At 64.3% G+C, this 18,920-nt stretch carries 13 protein-coding genes and 1 pseudogene; 5 read left to right on the top strand and 9 right to left on the bottom strand.

Annotated features, from left to right (window positions below; all coding sequences use genetic code 11):
* Positions 1-626: 626 nt before the first annotated feature.
* Positions 627-3,260: pseudogene (locus I6L32_RS18510) on the top strand (type I secretion C-terminal target domain-containing protein); the annotation flags it as partial.
* Positions 3,261-3,576: 316 nt separating this feature from the next.
* Here I6L32_RS18510 and glpC read toward each other — a convergent pair.
* The 5 genes from glpC to I6L32_RS18485 form a co-directional block, all read right to left on the bottom strand.
* Entirely contained in the window at positions 3,577-4,779 is a 1,203-nt protein-coding gene (glpC, locus tag I6L32_RS18505) for an anaerobic glycerol-3-phosphate dehydrogenase subunit GlpC (protein WP_216944321.1), read from the bottom strand.
* 51 nt (positions 4,780-4,830) lie between these two features.
* Entirely contained in the window at positions 4,831-4,968 is a 138-nt protein-coding gene (locus I6L32_RS18500; RefSeq protein ID WP_164882668.1) for a hypothetical protein, read from the bottom strand.
* 1 nt (position 4,969) lies between these two features.
* Positions 4,970-6,247 carry a glycerol-3-phosphate dehydrogenase subunit GlpB gene (gene glpB, locus I6L32_RS18495; RefSeq protein ID WP_216944320.1) on the bottom strand — a complete coding sequence of 426 codons (1,278 nt, stop codon included), beginning with the start codon at positions 6,245-6,247 and terminating at the stop codon, positions 4,970-4,972.
* The gene (glpA, locus tag I6L32_RS18490) at positions 6,237-7,916 is read right to left on the bottom strand and encodes an anaerobic glycerol-3-phosphate dehydrogenase subunit A (RefSeq protein ID WP_216944319.1); all 1,680 of its coding nucleotides are present in this window, start codon (positions 7,914-7,916) and stop codon (positions 6,237-6,239) included. Before glpA ends, glpB begins: the two co-directional genes overlap by 11 nt.
* A 221-nt stretch (positions 7,917-8,137) precedes the next feature.
* Positions 8,138-8,593 (bottom strand): YchJ family protein, encoded by a 456-nt coding sequence (locus tag I6L32_RS18485; RefSeq protein WP_080768035.1) that lies wholly within the window; start codon positions 8,591-8,593, stop codon positions 8,138-8,140.
* Positions 8,594-8,721: 128 nt separating this feature from the next.
* On the opposite strand from I6L32_RS18485, the gene I6L32_RS18480 reads away from it, so the two are divergent.
* From I6L32_RS18480 to I6L32_RS18465, 4 genes are all read left to right on the top strand, one after another.
* The gene (locus tag I6L32_RS18480; protein ID WP_010674921.1) at positions 8,722-10,389 is read left to right on the top strand and encodes a methyl-accepting chemotaxis protein; all 1,668 of its coding nucleotides are present in this window, start codon (positions 8,722-8,724) and stop codon (positions 10,387-10,389) included.
* 104 nt (positions 10,390-10,493) lie between these two features.
* Positions 10,494-11,705, top strand: a complete 1,212-nt coding sequence (locus I6L32_RS18475) for an ROK family transcriptional regulator (protein ID WP_029314606.1) — start codon at positions 10,494-10,496, stop codon at positions 11,703-11,705.
* Positions 11,702-13,285 carry a sensor histidine kinase gene (locus I6L32_RS18470; protein WP_216944318.1) on the top strand — a complete coding sequence of 528 codons (1,584 nt, stop codon included), beginning with the start codon at positions 11,702-11,704 and terminating at the stop codon, positions 13,283-13,285. The genes I6L32_RS18475 and I6L32_RS18470 overlap by 4 nt, the downstream gene beginning before the upstream one ends.
* Entirely contained in the window at positions 13,286-13,951 is a 666-nt protein-coding gene (locus tag I6L32_RS18465; protein WP_010674918.1) for a response regulator, read from the top strand.
* A gap of 137 nt (positions 13,952-14,088) precedes the next feature.
* On the opposite strand, the gene I6L32_RS18460 is transcribed toward I6L32_RS18465, so the two are convergent.
* The 4 genes from I6L32_RS18460 to I6L32_RS18445 all read right to left on the bottom strand — a co-directional run bounded on the left by I6L32_RS18460 (position 14,089) and on the right by I6L32_RS18445 (position 18,819).
* Positions 14,089-15,618, bottom strand: coding sequence for a tripartite tricarboxylate transporter permease (locus I6L32_RS18460; protein WP_216944317.1), 1,530 nt, complete (start codon positions 15,616-15,618; stop codon positions 14,089-14,091).
* A 9-nt stretch (positions 15,619-15,627) separates the two neighbouring features.
* Positions 15,628-16,089: a tripartite tricarboxylate transporter TctB family protein gene (locus tag I6L32_RS18455; protein ID WP_005300329.1), complete on the bottom strand. Its 462-nt coding sequence runs from the start codon at positions 16,087-16,089 to the stop codon at positions 15,628-15,630.
* 57 nt (positions 16,090-16,146) lie between these two features.
* Entirely contained in the window at positions 16,147-17,112 is a 966-nt protein-coding gene (locus I6L32_RS18450; protein ID WP_010674916.1) for a tripartite tricarboxylate transporter substrate binding protein, read from the bottom strand.
* 174 nt (positions 17,113-17,286) lie between these two features.
* The gene (locus tag I6L32_RS18445; protein ID WP_216944316.1) at positions 17,287-18,819 is read right to left on the bottom strand and encodes a lytic transglycosylase F; all 1,533 of its coding nucleotides are present in this window, start codon (positions 18,817-18,819) and stop codon (positions 17,287-17,289) included.
* Positions 18,820-18,920 lie beyond the last annotated feature (101 nt).

Raw genomic sequence — 18,920 nt, 5'->3', positions numbered from 1 at the left:
CGACCGCCTGACCCTGACCCTGCCGCAAGACTATGCCGGTGACGGCCTGCACTTCAATGTGCGCCTGGTCAACACCGACACCGTGAGCGGTGACACCAAGATGGTCGAGAAGGATGTCACTCTCTCCATCACCCCGGAGGTGGACATCAACGGCGGGGCGGACGGCCTGCCGGAGCTGCAACTGAACGTGAAGGACGTAAACGGCGACGGCCAGCCTGACAACCTGGAAGACACCGACATTCATCTCGATCTCTCGGTCAAGCTCGCCGACATCAGCCCCTCGGTGGCCGATGGCGGTTTCGAGACCGTGGAGCAGGTGGTCGTGACCGTGGATCCCCAATATGGTCACTCCCTCGACAAGAACGGCCAGCCGGTCTCCACCCTCACGGTGAACGACCCGGCGGATCTGAAGGATCTGGTGTTCGTGCCCAAAGAACACTTCAGCGGCAAGGTGCCGCTGGCGGTGACGGTGGATATTCTCGATACCGCCACCACGGGCAAGGATCGGGGGAGCTGGAGCGGCAACGTGAGCTTCGAGGTGCTGCCGGTGAACGATCCGGCCAACCTCACGGTCCAGAACGTCACGGGCCAGGAAGATGGCAGCGTGAGCCTAGGGGGGGCTGGGGGCCAGCCTCATCGACAACGATGGCTCCGAGCAGATCGTCGGGCTGCAGATCAAGGGGGTGCCGGATGGCTTCACCCTGTCCGCCCCGGCGGTCAACATCGGCGGTGGGGTGTGGCAGGTGCCTGTGGGCACCGACTTCTCCAAGCTGACCCTGATCCCGCCTGCGGACTTCAGCGGCACCGTGGATCTGACTCTGAGCGCCTTCACCCTGGACAAGGGGCTGACCCTGCCCCTTGAAACCAGTGCGGGCTTCACCGTCACCGTCAATCCGGTGGGGGATGCGGTCATCACTGACATGCAGGAGCAGGCGAGCGGCACCGAAGGGGATGTGATCACCCTGAACCTGGGGGTGGAGACCCGGGATACCCAGGCCACCGGCGGCAATGCCGGCAATGTGCACGAGAACGGGCCCGAGCAGGTGCGCGTCACCCTGGAAGGGGTGCCGGACGGGGCAGAAATCCGCCTGCCGAGCGGGGTGAGCGGCACCGTAGTGGATCTCGGCGGTGGCCGCTGGCAGGTCACCACGGACGGCGGCAAGCTCGACGCGGTGGAGCTCGTGACCAACGACGCCAACGGCGCCATGGCGATCAAGGTGACGGCCCAGAGCCTGGACAACGGCGCCCTCGGCCCCGAAGTGAACGGCACCATCCATCTCGATGTGAGCCCGGTAAACGACGCCCCCGTCAACGTGCTGCCCGATGATCCCCAGGTGGCACAGGAGGACGAGCCGTTCGTCATCCAGGGTCTGCAGGTCAAGGACGTGGATGCGGGCAACGGCATCATGGAAGTGCGCCTCTCGGTGGAGCACGGCACCCTGACCCTGCCGGCCGGGAGCGGCGTGACCCTGACCGGCAACGGTACCGGCGATGTGGTGCTGACCGGCACGCTGGCGGATCTCAATGCCCTGATCTCGGGCGGCGTCACCTATCAGGGCGACCCGGACTTCCATGGCAATGACGCCTTGACCATGGTGACGGACGATAGGGGCAATACCGGCAGCGGTGGCGCCCTGAGTGACACCGATGTGCTGCCCATCCTGGTACAACCGGTCAACGATGCCCCCGTCAACCAGCTGCCAACGACGCCCCAGGTGGCGCAGGAAGATCAGCCCTTCACCATTCACGGGCTGCAGGTGAGCGATGTGGATGCGGGCAACAGCCCCCTCTCCGTGCTGCACGGTACCCTGGAACTGGCGGCGGGCAGTGGCGTGACGGTGAGCGGCAGCGGCAGCAACACCCTGGTGCTGAGCGGTTCCCAGGATGCCATCAATGCCTTGCTCGCAGGGGGCGTGACCTATCAGGGCGAGCAGGACTTCAATGGCCAGGATGCCCTGACCATGGTGACCAATGATCTTGGCAACACCGGCAGCGGTGGTCCCCTGAGCGATACCGACGTGCTGCCCATCGAGGTCGAGCCGGTCAACGATGCCCCTGTCACTCAGGTGCCGGGCTCATTGCAGGTGAAAGAGGATGGCTCCCTGTCGCTCACCGGGATCAGCGTGAAGGACGTGGATGCGGGCAGCGCCCCCATCTCCATGGTGCTGCGGGTGGAGCACGGTGTGCTGACTCTGCTGGGGGCGGCAGGCGCCGTCTCGGTGCAGGGGGCGGGGACCAGCGTGGTGACCCTGGTCGGGTCGCTCGATGATCTCAACGGCCTGCTGGCAGGCAACCTGCACTACGAGCCAGCCAGGGACTTCTGGGGTCTGGACAACCTGAGCATCACCACCTCGGATCAGGGCAATACCGGTGCCGGTGGCGTCCTGACCGACAGCGCCCAGATTGCCATCCAGGTGACGGCCGAGCCGTACGATCCCCAACTGGGGGTCGGCACCCACGATATCCTTGCGTTGCAAGGGGCCTGGGTGCCGCTCAACCTCAGCGCCAGCGTGGTCAATCCGGCCCCGGGTGAGCTGTCGGTGCGGATCCAGAACCTCGGCAGCGCCCAGGTGGTGGACGAGCACGGCCAGAGCGTCGGCCACGCGGATGGCAACGACTGGTTGCTGCCGATGGACCAGTCCGTGCCCATCTACCTCAAGGATCTGCCGGCGGGGGATCATGCCCTCACCCTGAGTGCCGAATCCAGCCTGGGTGGCAGCACCCTGAGCTCGGCCACGGAGACCATCACCATCCACAGCCAGAGCGGCCACGATCTGCTGGGCTCGGATCAGGGGGACTGGCTGTTCGGCTCCTCCGGCAATGATCGCCTCCTGGGTGGCATGGGGGATGATGTGCTGCGGGGCGGTCAGGGCAACGACATCCTGACCGGCGGCGCTGGCAGCGATCTCTTCGTGTGGGGCAGTGGTGACGAGGGGACGACGGCCTCTCCGGCGATAGACACCATCACCGACTTCCGTCCCCAGGAGGGGGACAGGATCGATCTGGCGGACCTGCTCAAGGGGGTGACCGACAACAGCGTGGATGGCCTGCTGGGTCATCTCCAGGCATCGGTGACCAGCACCGGCAATGGCCTGAGTGACGTGAGCCTGTCGGTCTCCCCGGCGGGGGATGGCAATGTCACCCAGCAGATCACCCTGAAGGACGTGGATCTGAGTGGCTGGAACCTGAGCGGCTCCTCCTCTCACGACATCCTGCAATCCATGCTGGATCAGCACAGCCTGATCATCCAGCACCCCTGATGGGGTGAGATGATGCAAAGAGCCGGCGAATGCCGGCTCTTTTTTTGGCTGAATATGCTGGCTTGATATTTCCCGGTGGTGGTAATGGGAGATGGATTTTAACGGGGTGGGTGTTGTTGCTGCTTTTCACTGTGTGGGTGGTTCAAACAACCAAAGGAATTCGCCGCCCGGGCCTCCCATCGGGCTGCCCGGGCGGCGTCAGGGCCTTGCCGCGCCGATCCCGGTCAATGCCGGCCAGAGGGGGCGCAGGCATTGACCGGGGAGTGTCGCCTCCAAGCCGGTGCCCGGGATGATGGGCGGACCGGGGGGATGGCGGTCAGGCCAGCGCCCGTGCCAGTAGGTGCACCGGGTGTTCGCAGCGAAACGCCGTGCTCATCTCGATCTGCCACTTGCAGGTCTCGCAGTCGGTGATGACCAGATCGGGTTTGAGCCGGTTTATCTGATCAAACAGTCCCTGACCGATGGCCTGGCTGGTGTCGTAGTTCTCCGACTTGAAACCGTAGGTGCCGGCGATGCCGCAGCACTGGGAGTCCAGCACCGTTACCTTGACGCCGGGGATGGCCCGCAGCAGTTCGAGGGTATAGATGACGCCCCCCATCTTCTCCAGGTGACAGGGGGTGTGGTAGGCGATGTGCAGATTGAGGGGCTTCATGGCCGGTTTGTTGCCCCGATCGAACTCGTTCCACAGGAAGCGGGTCACCAGGGAGATGCGATCCCGCACCTTGTGGTTGTCCTGCTCCAGCAGGTGGGGATATTCGTCCCGCAGGGTGAAGCCGCAGGTGGAGGAGGTGGCCAAGAGCGGCATCTCGTTGCCGAGCAGGGTGTTCTCCAGCTGCTGGATGTTGAAAGCCGCCTGCTGCTTGGCCTTGTCCATGAAGCCGTTGGCAATCAGCGGCACGCCGCAGCACTTCTCCCGCGCAAGCAGCTGGACACCGATGTTCATGGCGTTGAGCACCTGCACCAGCTCCTTGCCGAGCTGAGGGTGGTTGTAGTTCACATAACAGCCGTGGAAGTAGGCGATTTGGCGCGCAAAGCGGGCCTGACTCGCCTTCTGCTTCTTGTACCAGCCGCGGAAGGTGCCCTGGGAGTATTTGGGCAGGTCCCGGTGGGAGGAGACCCCCAGCGCCTTGTCCAGCACCTGTTTCATCGGCTTGAGGCCGGTGGTGAAGTTGACCACCGGGGCCATCAGGGTGGACATGCTGCCCATCAGATCCGTGTGGGAGAGCACGAACTCGCGGATCCCCGGCTTGAAGCCGCTGTACTGGTACTTGGCCTTGGCGATGATGTCGCCGATGCGCACCCCGCTCGGGCAGGCCACTTCGCAGCGCTTGCAGTTGGTGCAGTATTTGAGGGCGCTGTCAAAGAGCTCGGGGCTCTTGATGCGCAGCCGCTCCCCATCCGGCCCCGCCTGCTTGGGTCCGGGGTAGGCCGGGTTGGCCTTGGCCACCGGGCAGTAGGCGGTACAGACGGTGCATTTGATGCACTGATCGAAAGTCTGGTTGGCATGATCCAGTAGCATGTCAGTTCTCCTCCCGTTGGGGTTGAAGGCACGGGATATGGGGCGAAATCATCATTGGGCTGAACTCAAAATGTGACCGGCGGCCTGCCAGCCGGTGGCGATCGCGACACCTGAGCCAGAGCCCGCCATGGATTGGGCATCGTCGTGGGCCAGCACGCCGTGTCGTTGGAGTGGGAATATGTGATTCATCTCAGCCCTCCGCCAGAATATGGCCAGCGGCTTGCCAGCCGGTGGCAACGGCCACGCCGGAGCCGGAACCTTCTTTAATGGGGTCATAGTGCGCGAGCACGCTGCCGGCGCCGTAAAGGTTGGTGAGGGGCCTGCCGCCGCGCAGCACCCGCAGCCGCTCGTCGGTCTTGACCCCGAAGCCCATGAAGGGGTGGTGGTCGAACAGGCGGCGGCCGGCCCAGGCGTCGCGCTCGGCAAGGCTCAGTACGTCGGCATCGAAGATGGGTTCACGAATGCCCCCGAGGCGCGACTCCAGTCCTCGGCTGAAGAAGCTGCCGGAGGCGAGCACGAAGTGGTCCGCCTCGAACAGCTGATCCTCCCCGTGCTGGCTGTGCACCCCGATCACCTTGTCGCCGTCATAGCGGGCGCCCAGCACCCGCTCGCTGGTGAGGAAGGTGCCGCCAAGGGCCATGAAGCGGCGCTTGAGGGCCTCCTGCATCCGCATGCCGATGAGGGACGGCGGCATGGTGGCCACCTCCTTGATGGTGCAGCCGGTGCGCCGTTCCAGCTCGCTCAGGCGCGGGCCGACCAGCCCCAGCGACAGGCAGGCGGGCAGCACGATATGGCGACAGCCGGGCACGCCGCATCCCTGCACCATGCGGCTGATCTCGCGGGCCAGATCCGCCAGCAGGTCCTGCTGGCCAGGCCCCTGCTTGTCGAACAGGCGGGCGATGTCGGCGGAGCGAAACTCGTGGGGATTGCGGCTGAACTGGGCGAGCTGGGGCAGGCGAATTTCCCCGGTCAGGATGCGGCTATGGGCAAAGCGGGCGTGGGTCGCGAGATTCGCCGCCGCGAGCGCCGGGTGAAAATCGCGAAACCCTTCCAGGGTGGCGAGCAGGATGGCGTCGGGAGCGGGGGCATCAGTCACGCAGGCACAAGTGTCGGGGGAGATCCAGGTGGATTTCAGGGTGCCGATGGGGGTCAGGCGATGGTGGTTGTGCTCCTGACGCATCAGGGGCAGCCCCTCTTCTGCGCAGTGGCGTTGCAGATCGGCCAGACTCCCCTCGATATTCTGCATGCCTACTTTGCTGTAGGGGTGATCCGGATGGGCCGCCATGAAGGCGGGCAGGGCGGCGCGGGGATCTCCCTCGCTCTCCAGCAGATCCACCGAGCCGGAGGAGAAGTGCAGGGCGCTTTGGCCAGAGGCCATCAGCAGGGTCTTCTGGCCCGCCTCGGCGAGGCGCAGGGCTGCGGAGAGGCCCGCCATGCCGCCGCCGATCACGATGCTGTCAAATTTCATGGCTGCGCTCCTTGGTGGAATTGGCGGTGCTGGCATCGAGCGGGAAGGGGGGCTCGCTCACCAGGTGGGGGGCCGTCCACTCGCCAAGGCCGAACAGCCCTTCGTAGATCCAGTAGGTAAATTCCGCTTCCCGCAGGGCATCGCCCCACAGCACGGGCCGGGTGCCCTTGTAGCGCTCCTCCAGGAACTGGCGCAGCATGATGCAGGCCTGACGACCGTCCGCCTTGCCGTACTCCTGCATCAGGCCGGCGGCGCGATAGGCGCACAGCTCCCCCTGACAGGGGCCCATGCCCAGACGAGTGCGGCGGCGCAAGTCCACCAGGTTGTCCACGTCGAGCTCCCGCAGGGCGTATTCAATCTCGCCCGCGGTCACCATCTCGCACTCGCAGATGAGGGCGTTGGCCTTGGGGTTGTCGCGGAAAAAGGCGATGACCCGCTCGCCGTGGCGGTACTGGGCCGAGCCTTCGGCGGGTACCGAGAGACCGGGGGCGGAGACCTTCTCCGGATCCCGCGAGCCGGGCAGGCTCAGCTCGGCGGTGCGGCAGGGCTTGCTGTTGCCAAGCTTTTTGGCAAGCAAGTCGGTGGCCCATTCGGCCATCAGCCGGTAGGTCATCAGCTTGCCGCCTGTGATGGTGTTGAACCCCTGGAGGCCATCTCGCTCGGCGTGATCCAGCAGCACGATGCCACGGCTGATGTTGCGGCCGGACTCGTCGCCATCCACTGCCACCAGGGGGCGAACGCCAGCGTAGGCGCGCAGCAATCGGGTGCGGGCCATGATGGGGGCCAGTTTTATCCCCTCGCGCAGCAGCACCTCCACCTCTTCGGGCTCGACGGTGAGCTGGTCAATCTTGTGGTAATCGATGCGACTCGACGTGGTGCCGATGAGGGAGATGGTATCGCCTGGCACCAGAATGTCCGCGTCCGCCGGTTTGCGGCAGCGGTTGAGCACCAGCTGGTTGAGGCGGTAATCCATGATGAGCAATGAGCCCTTGGCCGGGAACATGCGGATGCCGAGGTCGGCATACTCGCAGATCTGCTGGCCCCAGATGCCGGCGGCGTTGATCACCTCCTGGCACTCCACCTCGAACGCTTCGCCGGTGCGGGTGTTGATCGCCTTGACCCCGTGCACTCTGTCTTGGGTGCGCAGCAGCCCCAGCACCTTGCTGTGGGTGAAGATGCGGGCGCCGTGCTCTTTCGCGTCCAGCACGTTGGCGGCAGCCAGACGGAAGGGATCGACCGTGCCGTCCGGCACCTGGATGGCACCGATCAGCGCCGGGTTGACGTTGGGTTCAAGGCGCAGCGCCTCGGCGGGATCCAGCTGGCGGGCGTCGATGCCCGCCAGGGCGCAGGCATCCATGAAGGTATTTTGAAAATGGATGTCATCTTCCGGCAGGGTGATGAAGAGGCCGCCGGTGTCCTCGACGCAGTGGCTGGCGATCCGCTTGAGGATGCGGTTCTCCTGAATGCATTCGCGGGCGGACTCCTGATCCGTCACCGCGTAGCGGGCGCCCGAGTGGAGCAGGCCGTGGTTGCGACCCGTGGTGCCGGCGGCGATGTCGTCCCGCTCAAGCAGGATGCAGTCGATGCCGCGCAGCGCGCAATCACGCATGATGCCGGCGCCGGTGGCGCCCCCCCCTATGATGACGACTTGTGTGGTGATTCTTTTCATTCGTGCCCGTCTCATCTCTTCCAGATGAGGCCAGTGTGGCGCCTTCACGACGTAAAATGTTTGATATGGGCCAAATTAATGTTCGTAAACGCTCATTGAGTGTGAGGCGATGAGCGAAATGTGATGAACCTCACGTTACCGTCGAGGCGGGCAGGGGAAAGCATGACGGGAGGGGAGAAGGCCAGCCCGGAGGCTGGCCAGAGGGCGGCGTGGGGGAAACCTCAGCCGCAGCACTTCTTGAACTTCTTGCCGCTGCCACAGGGGCAGGGGTCGTTTCGCCCCACCCGCAGCGGCGCCGGATCCTGCTCGCCGTCGGTGTAGACCCAGCGTCCCTGATGGCGCACGAAGCGGGAGCGCTCATGGAGGCAGTGACGTTCATCCCCCTCCAGGAACCAGGCTTTGAATTCCACCATGCCGAGGGTGTCATCGGGGCCGCCCTGGCTGGCGAGGATCTCGAGGCCATCCCAGCGGGTGTCGGTCGATGAGAGGTCGGCCGCGGTCAGCCCGTTCAGATAGTCCGGGTGCCAGCTGTGTACCAGATATTCTCCCAATCCCAGTACGAAGGCGCTGTAGCGGGATCGCATCAGCTGCTCCGGGGTGGCGGCGGGCTGGCCTGCGTGGAGTACACCGCAGCACTTGGCAAGAAAAAGAGAGGAACCGCAAGGACATAGGTTCATGAGTCAGCTCATCTGGTCGATAATGAAAGATGGCGGGATTGTAGCGAACGCACTTCCCTTTCGGCCAGCTTCCCATGCCGTTTAGGCAGACATCATGCAGCAATGAACACAGCACAAAGGGTGACACAATGACACTTAAGCAGAAGATCCTGTTACTGGGGGCCATCCCCGTGCTGCTGATGGCCCTGGTGGTCAATCTCAGCAACTACCTGGTGGCCAGGAGCGATCTGGAGTCGGATCTGGTGGTGGCGCGGGAGAGGGCAATCAAGGAGCGCAAGGCGCTGCTCAGCAGTTATCTGATGCTGGCCAAGACGGCCATCGAGGGCAGCTACGGCAAGCCTGACAGCCCCGAAGTGCGCCAGCAGGTGAAGGAGATATTGCGGCCGCTGCGCTATGGCAGCGACGGCTACTTCTTCGTCTATGACTATCAGGGCAATACCGTGCTGCTGCCGACCCGGCCCGAGATGGAGGGGAAGAACCGCTGGCAGGACAAGGATACCAAGGGTGCCTTCCTCATTCAGGGGATCATCAAGTCGGCGCGGGAAGGGGATGGCTTCTCGGAGTACTGGACCAACAAGCCCTCTATCGGGCGGGATGCCCCCAAGCTCTCCTTCAACCTGGTGCTCGACAAGTATCAGTGGGTCGTGGGCACGGGCTTCTACATCGACGACATCGACAATGAGCTGGCCACCCTGCGCAGCGAGCGGGAGGAGACCATGTATGGCTCCCTGAAAACCGGGGTGCTGTTCATCCTGGTGATCCTGGGGGTGACCCTGGCGGCCACCGTGGTGATCGGCAACCGGGTCACCCGCCCGCTGGCGGATGCGGTTGCCGCACTCAACGACATCGCCGACGGGGACGGGGATCTGACCCAGCGCCTCAAGGTGCAGAGCAAGGACGAGGTGGGGCAGCTGGCCGCCGCCTTCAACCGCTTCGTCGAGCGGATCCAGTCGGTGGTGAGCCAGGTGGGGGAGACCAGTCACCAGTTGCTGGGGGCCGTGGATCGGCTGCATAGCCTGAGCGAACATGCGGACAGACAGATGCAGGGCCACGGCAAGGAGACGGATCAGGTGGTGACCGCGGTGACCGAGATGAGCTCCACCGCCCAGGAGGTGGCGGCGAGCGCCTCCAACGCAGCCAGCGCCACCAGCGATGCGGCCCGCGAGTCCGATGCGGCCCGCGGCGTGGTGAACAGCGCCATCGGCAGCATCAACCGGCTGGTGGACGAAGTGCATGTGGCGGCCGGGGTCATCGAACAGCTCGCCCATGAGACCGGCAAGATAGGCTCCGTGGTGGAGGTCATTCGCGGCATCGCCGATCAGACCAACCTGCTGGCCCTCAACGCCGCCATCGAGGCGGCCCGGGCGGGCGAGCAGGGGCGCGGCTTTGCGGTGGTGGCGGACGAGGTGCGATCCCTCGCGGGCCGTACCCAGCAGAGCACCAAGGAGATCAACGAGATGCTCCAGCGCCTGCAGGGCGGAGTTAAACAGGCGGTGGAGGTGATGCAGGCCAGCGAGGCACGCAGCCAGGAGACGGTGCAGGAGGCGAGCCACATCGCCAGCTCCCTGGACAGCATGGTGGCGGCGGTCGGCACCATCAACGACATGAACATCCAGATCGCCACGGCCGCCGAGGAGCAGCACGCGGTCTCCGAGGAGATCAACAAGAACCTGGTGGCCATCCAGCAGATCGTCAGCGAGCTGACCGAGGCGTCCGGGGAGTCCAGCACCACCACCCGCGCCCTGGCAGGCACGGGTGACAAATTGCGCCAACTCGTCTCCCGCTTCCGTTACTAATCACATTTTTGCCGTCTGGACAGGATTTCCAGACGGCAAATTTGGGGATTGGCGCAGAATGTGTGAAAATCGCGCCATTCGTTCCTTTCGTTAGCCCCAACCCTATGAATGAGATCGTGAAAGGCAGTATCGATTTGATCCGTCAGCTCAACTACGGCCTGGTCTATGCCAGCCTGGAGGAGCACAAGGAGCTGTCCCGTACCGATCTGTCCCGTCTGACCGGCCTGTCGCCGGCCAGCATCACCAAGATCACCCGCGAGCTGCTGGACGGCGGCCTGGTGGTCACCTGCGGCGAGAGCTCGGTGGGGCGTGGCCGTCGCCAGACCCTGCTGCGCATCAACGAGCGCCGCTTCCAGTTTCTCTCCATGCGCCTGGGGCGCGGCTATGTGGACATGGCCCTGTTTGACCTAGCTGGTCACTCCCTGGCGCGCCATCGCCATGTCTTCAACGAGGCGGAGCGTGCCGAGCTGCTGGCCAGCCTGGTGCGGGCCATCGAGGGCTTTTTGCCCAAGAAGGCGCTGCGTCTGGCCTGCATCGCCCTCTGCCTGCCCGGCCAGGTGGAGCGCCACTCCGGCATGGTCAAGCATTTTCCCTACTACGATCTGCGCAACTGGCCCCTCGGTCCCACCCTGCAGGAGGCCTTCTCGGTACCCGTGCTGGTGAGCGGCGACGTGCGCACCTGGATCCAGGCCGAGCGGGAGTGGGGCGCCGCCAGGAACTGCTCGGATGCGGTGCTGGTGTTCGTGCACAACGACATCGGGGTCGGCATGGTGGTCAATGGCCAGCTCATCGAGAGCGAGTCGGCTCTGCTCGGGGATCTCAGCCACCTGCAGCTCGAACCCTATGGCCAGCGCTGCTACTGCGGTGGCTTCGGCTGCGCCTGCACCCTGGTGACCAATCAGGCGCTGGAGGCGCAATATCGGGAGCTGCGCGAACGGATGCAGGAGTTCGATCTGCCCGAAAGCGTCACCATACGCGAGCTGTGCGAGCTGGCGCTGGCCGGCAACAGCCTGTGTCAGGACATCCTGCACCAGGCGGCGGGCCGCCTCTCCCGGGTACTGGCGAACCTCATCTGCCTGCTCAACCCGGGCAAGCTGCTGCTCGGGGGGGAGATCACCCGGGCCGATCGATTGCTCTTCCCCATGTTGCACCAGTCCCTGGCAAGCCAGTTGCCCGCCGAGTACCTGGTGCGCCTGCAGATTGAATCCACCCATTTTTACGAAGATCCCACCAAACCCACCTCGGTGCAGGTGCACAAGGCCCTGCGCGATGGCAGTCTGCTGCTCGACTTGTTGCGAGGCGACAAGGAGGCATGAGGCTCGGGTTGCAAGGACGCTTCCTGCTCATTCTCTGTCTGGTCAGTCTGTTGCAACTGGTGTTGCTGAGCGGGGCCAGCTACTACTATGTCGCCGAGCAGCGCTACCGGGAGGTGGGGGATCAGGCCCTGGATGTGGCACGGCTGGTGGCGCGGGAGTCCGGCGTCATCGCCGGGGTGAAACGGGCGGATACGGTCCGCCTCAATGCCCTGGTGGAGCGGATCCGCGCCGAGGTCGGGGCCAGCTACATCGTCATCGGGGACAGGCAGGCACGCCGCTTGGTGCACCCCAATGCGGACCGGATTGGCAAACCCATGGTGGGGGATGATCCCGAGCGTGCCCTGCAGGGAGAAGCCTATATCTCCAGGGCCCAAGGGTCCCTTGGGGTCTCGGTGCGCGGCAAGGGGCCCATCCGGGACGAGATGGGCAAGATCATCGGGGTGGTGTCGGTCGGCTATCTGGTGCGGGACATCGATGCGGATCTGCAGGATTATTTGCGCTTCGGCCTGGCCATGACCTTGCTCATCGTGCTGCTCAACAGTGTCGCCGCCGCCTGGCTGGCCCGACGCTACAAGAAGGCGATATTCGGCTTTGAACCCGAGCAGATGGGGCGTCTCTATGCGGAGCTCGACTGTACCCTGCGCACGGTGCGCGAGGGGATCCTCACCATCGACGAGCAAGGGCGCCTCACCTCCCTGAACCCCAACGGCATCAAGCTGCTGCGCCTGGACGACACCACCGCCAGGAGCGCCATCGGCCAGCCCATTGGTCACCTGCTGCCGGGCAGTCGCATGCTCTCCATCCTGCAAGAGCAGACCCCCCAGTTTGACGAGGAGATAGTGCTCAACGGCCAGTCCCTCATCGTCAACCGCTTGCCGCTGGTGCGCGAGGGCAAGCTGATCGGCGCCGTGTCGAGTTTTCGCCGCAAGGACGAGCTGGCGGAACTCAGCGCCCAGCTCTCCCAGGTGCAGGCCTACAGCGATCTGCTGCGGGTGCAGACCCACGAGCACAACAACCAGCTCGGGACCATCGCCGGCCTCATTGAGCTCGGTGCCACCCGGGAGGCGCTCGCCTTCATCGGGCGGGAGGCGGCCACGGAGCAGACCCTGCTCGGCTTCCTGATGGGGGCCATCGCCAAACCCAAGGTGGCGGGGTTGCTGCTCGGCAAATACCACAGGGCACACGAGCTCGGTCTTGAGCTCGTGATCGATCCCGATGCCCGTCTGCACGATATTCCTGCCCGTGTCAGCGGTTCCCAGCTGGTAACGGTGCTGGGCAACCTCATCGACAACGCCTTCGAGGCGACCCGCCGCCACGGTGCGCCCTATCAGCCCATCCGGGTTTCCCTGAGCGATCTGGGGCAGGATCTGGTGCTGGAGGTGGAGGATGGGGCTGGCGGCATCGACCCGCAGTTGGCGGACAGGTTGTTCGAACAGGGGGTCAGCAGCAAGCCCGAGCCAGGACACGGTATCGGGCTCTCCCTGGTACGCAAGACCCTGGATGCCCTGCAGGGGGAGATCACCATCGAAGCCACGACGCAGGGAAGTTGCGTCGTCTGTTACATTCCCAAGGAGGTGTGAGTGATCAAGATCCTGATCGTCGAGGATGATCCCGCCATTGCCGAGATCCACCGCCGCTTCGTGCAGCGCCTCGCCGGTTTTGAGGTGCTGGGGGTGGCGTTGACCCTGTTCGATGCCAGGGAGCAGATAGGGATCCTCCGGCCCGATCTGGTGCTGCTGGATGTCTGGCTGCCCGATGGAGAGGGGTTCTCGCTATTGAGAGAGCTGCGCCAGGCGGGGGCGAGTCTGGATGTGATCCTGCTCACCGCGGCGCGGGAAGCCGCTGCCCTGCAGGAGGCGATGCGCCTCGGGGTGGTGGATTTCATCTTGAAGCCCGTGGTGTTCGAGCGGCTGCGCGACACCCTGGAGAAGTACCGTCAGAGCATCGCCGCCCTGGCGGCGTTGGCCGACATCGATCAGCAGGCGGTGGACACCCTGTTCGGTACGCCGTTGCAGCAGGTGGCGGCAGAGGGACTGCCCAAGGGCATCGATGCTCTCACCCTGCAGCGGGTGCTGACGGCCCTGACGCCGGAGGCCGCAAGTGCCGAGGAGATAGGCAGCCGTATAGGGGTGAGCCGGACCACGGCACGCCGCTATCTGGAATTTCTGGTGGGGCAGCAACTGGCGAGCCCCGAGCTCGAATATGGCACCGTCGGGCGGCCGGAGCGGCGTTACCGCAAGCCGTGATCCGGTCGCCCGGAACCTGTTGTCCAGACAAGAAAAGAGCGCCTTTCGGCGCTCTTTTTATCAGGGTTTGCTTCCCGTGGGCATCAAGGTCTCTGCGCGTGATGGGCAGGGTTCAGAGGTGGCAGAGGCTCATCGATTCAGTGGCTGGTGGCAGGCTCCCCCTTGGGGGCCCGGCGAGCCTGCCACCACTGCCAGACGGGCAGCAGCAACATGGTCAGGGTGATCACCGTGAAGGCGAGGGTGATGGGGCGCTCCCACAGGAAGCTCAGGCTGCCGTCGTTGATCACCAGGGCCCGGCGCAGGTTGTCCTCCAGCATGCCCCCCAGGATGAAGCCGAGCAGCATGGGGGCCATGGGGAAGGTGAGTAGGCGCAGGCCGATGGCGATCAGTGCAACGATGGCCATCACATGGATGTCCATGGTGTTGAAGGAGACCAGATAGACCCCGGTCAGGGAGAACAGCAGCACCATGGGGATGAGCACGGGGCGCGGCACCGCCAGTACCCGGGCCAGGTAGGGGATGAGGGGAAGGTTCAGGATCAACAGCACCACGTTGCCCAGATACATGGAGATGATCACCGACCAGAAGACATCCGGATGCTCCATGAACAGACGCGGGCCCGGCTGGATGCCGTAGGCCACCAGAGCGCCCAGGATGAGGGCCGTGGTGCCGGAGCCCGGGATCCCCAGGGTCAGCAGGGGCACGAAGGAGCCGGTGGAGGCGGCGTTGTTGGCCGCTTCCGGGGCGGCCAGGCCGCGCAGGCTGCCCTTGCCGAACTGCTCCTGGCGCTGCTTGCCGGCGATGTTGCGCTCGGCCCCATAGGCCATGAAGGCGGCGATGGTGGCACCGGCTCCCGGCAGCACGCCGATGAGAAAGCCCAGCACCGAGGAGCGTGCGATGGGAGGCGCGATTTCCCTGACCTCTTCCTTGCTCAGCTTGAGGCTGCCGAGCTGCTGCATCTGCCTGGCCTCTTCCTTGCTGTTGTCCTTGCCGGGGCGCAGCACCGCCATCAGGATCTCCGCGAGGGCAAAGGTGGCCATGGCCAGCAGCAGGAAGGAGAAGCCGTCACGCAGATCCGGCAGCCCGAAGGTGAACCTGTCCACCCCGACGCTGCGGTCGATGCCGATGGTGGAGATCATGATGCCGAACAGCGCCATGATCAGCGCCTTGAGCACCTGCCCCTTGCCGGCAAAGGCCGCCACGGCGGAGAGGCCCAGCACCATGAGGGCGAAGTAGTCCGCCGACTGGAAGGAGAGGGAGACCTTGGCGAGCAGGGGCGCCGCCACCATCAGCATGATGGCGGAGAGGGTGCCGCCGGTGAAGGAGGCGTAGGCGGCGATGGCCAGCGCCTTGCCCGCCTGTCCCTTGCAGGCCAGGGGATAGCCGTCGAAGGCGGTGACCACGGTGGCGGAGCAGCCGGGGGCGTTGATCAGGATGGAGGAGGTGGAGCCCCCGAAGATGGCGCCGTAATAGACCCCCGCCATCAAGATGATGCCGGAGGCCGGATCCAGGCCATAGGTGATGGGGATCATCAGGGCGATGGCGGTGACCGGGCCAAGGCCCGGCAACATGCCGATAAAGGTGCCGATGAAGCAGCCAAGCACCACCATCATCAGGTTGACCGGCAGCAGTGCGGTGCCGAGTCCTTGCAAGATTCCGTCTAACATGGTGACTCCTTAGAAACCGAGCAGGGTGAACAGGCGACCCGGCTCCAGATAGACGTTGAGCCCCTTGGTGAGCAGGGCCCAGAAACCGATGGAAAAGGGGACGCTGATCATCAGGCCGTAGCGCAGACTGGGCTCACCGAGTACCCGGATGCCCACGCTCAGGAAGGCGATGGTCGAGAGCACAAAGCCAAACCAGGTGAGCCCCAGTCCGTAGATGACCATGAGCCCGAGCAGGATGAAGACTCGGCGCCAGTCTCCCTCTTCCCGGCGCAGGGGCTCGCCCCCGGGGAAGAGCACCAGCAGCAGGGAGAGCAGCGCCCCGATCCCTGCCAGGGCATAGGGCAGGGTGCTGGCGGTGAAGGGTTCGTATTCGTCGCCGGGGTAGCCCGGTATCTCGGTGGCGTAGTAGCCATAGGCGAGGGAGAGCAGCAGAAACAGCAGGCCCCCCAGTCGCTCCTTGGTAATGTTCATCTTTTGACTCCAACATGAGCGGCGGGCCTGCGCCCGCCTGCGATGGGACAGCGAGGGTTATTTGATGAAGCCGAGCTCGCGCATCAGGCCGCCGATCTGCTGCTCCTGGCCGTCAAGGAAGGCGGTGAACTCGGGACCTGACTGGTAGAGGTTGGTCCAGCTGTTGCGGCTGCGGACCACTTCCCACTCCGGCTTGTCGTACATCTGCTTGAGCAGGGCGGCAAACTCGGCGGATTTCTCCGGGCTGATGGTGGGGGAGGCGAAGTAACCGCGCCAGTTGGCGAAGACGGTGGGGTTGTTCTGCTCGCTGAAGGTGGGGATCTGCTCCGCCCCCGGCAGGCGTTTGTCGGAAGTGACCCCGAGGATCCGCATCTGGCCTGACTTGACCGCTTCCATTGCCTCGCCAAAGCCGGTGGAGATGGCCTGGGTCTCTCCGGCCAGCACGGCGGCCATGGCGCTGCCACCGGCATCGTAGGCGACGTAGCGCAGCTTGCTGGCGTCAGCCCCGGCGTTCTTGAAGGTCAGGGCGGCGACCAGGTGATCCAGGCTGCCACGGGCGGAGCCCCCGGCGATCTTCACCTTGGCCGGGTTCTCCTCGTAGGCTGCCAGCAGCTGGGCCCAGTTCTGATAGGGGGAGTCCGCTTTCACCGCCAGTGCCTGGTAGTCGGCGATGATGGCGGCCACTGGCGTCAGGTCACGGAAGGACTGGGGCAGCTCCTTGGAGAGGGATTTGACGATGATGGGGGTGGAGTTGACCATCAGGGTCTTGTCGGACTGGGCCGAGGTCTCGATGAGGTGGGCGATGGCCTTGGCGCCGCCACCGGCGGACATGTTCTGGTAGGAGACGGTCTTGACCAGACCGGACTTGGCCAGCACTTCACCGGTGCCGCGGGCCGTGGTATCCCAGCCGCCGCCAGCGCCGCCCGGGATCAGGAAGTGGACTTCGTTGATCTGGGCGTGGGCGCCGACGCTCAGTGCGAGCAGGCTACCGATCAGGGTGCGTTTGAGGGTTCCTTGCAACATGGTGCTCTCCTTGTGATTGTTGCAAGAAGGTTAATTAATCATGTCTGGCTGGAAAACAATCTGACCGTAATGGCTATTAAGGCTGTTGTGACCATTGTGTTCATTCTGGTCATGGGCCGAAGAGGGGCGCGCGCATAGAAACGAGGCGCTCGTGAGCGCCTCGTCCGGCAAGGCTCACTGGGTCGGTTTCGCTGCCGATGTGCTGACGTCCTCCTTCGCCTCCTGTTTCAGGGCATCGCTCGCCTGCTGGCGCAGGGCCACCTGCTCCATCACCAGCTTGTAGGCGATGTAGTACTTGTAGATGTTGCCCACATAGGTGACCGTCTCGGGGCCAATCTTCTCCGCCGCTACGTACTCGACATTGTGGAACCAGACGTTGGGATCCAGCCCCCGTTTTCTGGCCTCGGCGCGGAGCCGCGCCACCCGGGCGGGGCCGGCATTGTAGGAGGCGAACGAGAAGAGGGCCTTGTCGAGGGCGGTCATGGGCTCGTCCGCATAGTAGTGATCGATCATCCAGCGCATGTATTTGACGCCGCCGTGAATATTGGGCTCGAGCTTGCGGATGTCGCCGACCTTCAGCCCCTTGCCGGTGGCGGGCATGATCTGCATGATGCCGATGGCGCCCACATGGCTGCGGGCCTGGTGGTTGAGGGCGGACTCCTGGTAGCCCTGGGCCGCCATCAGCAGCCAGTCCATGTCATAGCGTTCGCCATATTCACGGAACAGCTCGACCACCTGCAGGAATTTCTTGCGCTCCGCCTCGGCGGCGGCGCTTTTGACGAACTTGTTCTGCTTGAGATAACGGGCCAGGATCTCGTCCCCCGTCGCCTTGCCGCGCAGCGCCTTTATCTGCTCGTTGAGCATGGCGAGCAATTGGGGGCTCTCCTTGCGCACCGCCCAGGCGATGACGCCCCCCTCCCGGAACACGGGGGTGTCGTGAATGGTGATCCCGGGGAAAATCTTTTTCCAGAAGCGGGCCTTGTGCTCGTCCATGACGATGAAGGGGAGCAGGCCTGCGTTCACCATCTCCACCAGATCTTCATCTTCGAGCACCTCCGAGGCGGGTTGGAGGTCTATGAGGGGCTCTCCCGCCGACTTGCGAGCCTGGTTGTAGGCGAGCAGGCTCTCGTAGTAGCTGGAGGAGGGGCGCACGAAGACGCGCTGGCCCCCGAGATCGGCGGCGTTTTCCACCTTGGGGGAGAGGGGTCCGGAGACGAGCAGCTCCCGCACGTTTTCAAGCAGGGGATCGGTGAAGGCGATACCCTGTTGCCTGCGTTTGTCCGTGATGGTGAGGTTGGCGGCGGCGATGTCGCCTTTGCCTTCGATGAGGGAGGTCAGCAGGGCTTCCCGGGCCACGGGAATGAAGACGAAGTGCACCTTGAGGTGGCGTTTGATCGCCTTTTGCTTGCGCAACTGTTCGTTGAGGCGCTTTTCCACCTGCATGAAGGCATCGTAGGTGGCCCCCCGTTGCACGCCCTTGGTGATGAAAAATCCTGTCTTGTTGTAGGTGGTGAGCACCCTGATGGTGCGCTGTTCCAGCATGACGTCGAGATCTCCCAGCCTGGGTTTGGCAAGCTCGTCGTTTTCAAAGCTCAGGGCGCTTTTCTCCGTCTCTGCTTCGGGGGCCACCTGCTTGCCGGATTCGGCCCCCCAGGCTGGCGTCAGGGAGCAGAACCACCAGATCACAATCATCCATGCGCGTTTCATCACTTACACCTCGCTCGTTTTATTGAGTGTAAGTGGCACCTTGTAGAGGATTTAGCTTATTGGGTTTGATAGACCCGTCCCCATAGCACGATTTTCACTAT

Source organism: Aeromonas sp. FDAARGOS 1402, assembly GCF_019046925.1.
GTDB classification, from domain to species: domain Bacteria; phylum Pseudomonadota; class Gammaproteobacteria; order Enterobacterales; family Aeromonadaceae; genus Aeromonas; species Aeromonas caviae.
Note: the sequence above shows the minus strand (reverse complement) of the source record. Positions and strands in the feature narration are given on the sequence as shown.

Bases quoted from the DNA above. Each gene is read 5' to 3' on its own strand.
- I6L32_RS18475 (WP_029314606.1), top strand. From the start codon at position 10,494: ATGAATGAGATCGTGAAAGGCAGTATCGATTTGATCCGTCAGCTCAAC.
- I6L32_RS18470 (WP_216944318.1), top strand. From the start codon at position 11,702: ATGAGGCTCGGGTTGCAAGGACGCTTCCTGCTCATTCTCTGTCTGGTC.
- I6L32_RS18450 (WP_010674916.1), bottom strand. From the start codon at position 17,112: ATGTTGCAAGGAACCCTCAAACGCACCCTGATCGGTAGCCTGCTCGCA.
- I6L32_RS18460 (WP_216944317.1), bottom strand. From the start codon at position 15,618: ATGTTAGACGGAATCTTGCAAGGACTCGGCACCGCACTGCTGCCGGTC.
- I6L32_RS18445 (WP_216944316.1), bottom strand. From the start codon at position 18,819: ATGAAACGCGCATGGATGATTGTGATCTGGTGGTTCTGCTCCCTGACG.
- I6L32_RS18480 (WP_010674921.1), top strand. From the start codon at position 8,722: ATGACACTTAAGCAGAAGATCCTGTTACTGGGGGCCATCCCCGTGCTG.
- glpB (WP_216944320.1), bottom strand. From the start codon at position 6,247: ATGAAATTTGACAGCATCGTGATCGGCGGCGGCATGGCGGGCCTCTCC.
- I6L32_RS18455 (WP_005300329.1), bottom strand. From the start codon at position 16,089: ATGAACATTACCAAGGAGCGACTGGGGGGCCTGCTGTTTCTGCTGCTC.
- glpC (WP_216944321.1), bottom strand. From the start codon at position 4,779: ATGCTACTGGATCATGCCAACCAGACTTTCGATCAGTGCATCAAATGC.
- glpA (WP_216944319.1), bottom strand. From the start codon at position 7,916: ATGAAAAGAATCACCACACAAGTCGTCATCATAGGGGGGGGCGCCACC.
- I6L32_RS18500 (WP_164882668.1), bottom strand. From the start codon at position 4,968: ATGAATCACATATTCCCACTCCAACGACACGGCGTGCTGGCCCACGAC.
- I6L32_RS18485 (WP_080768035.1), bottom strand. From the start codon at position 8,593: ATGAACCTATGTCCTTGCGGTTCCTCTCTTTTTCTTGCCAAGTGCTGC.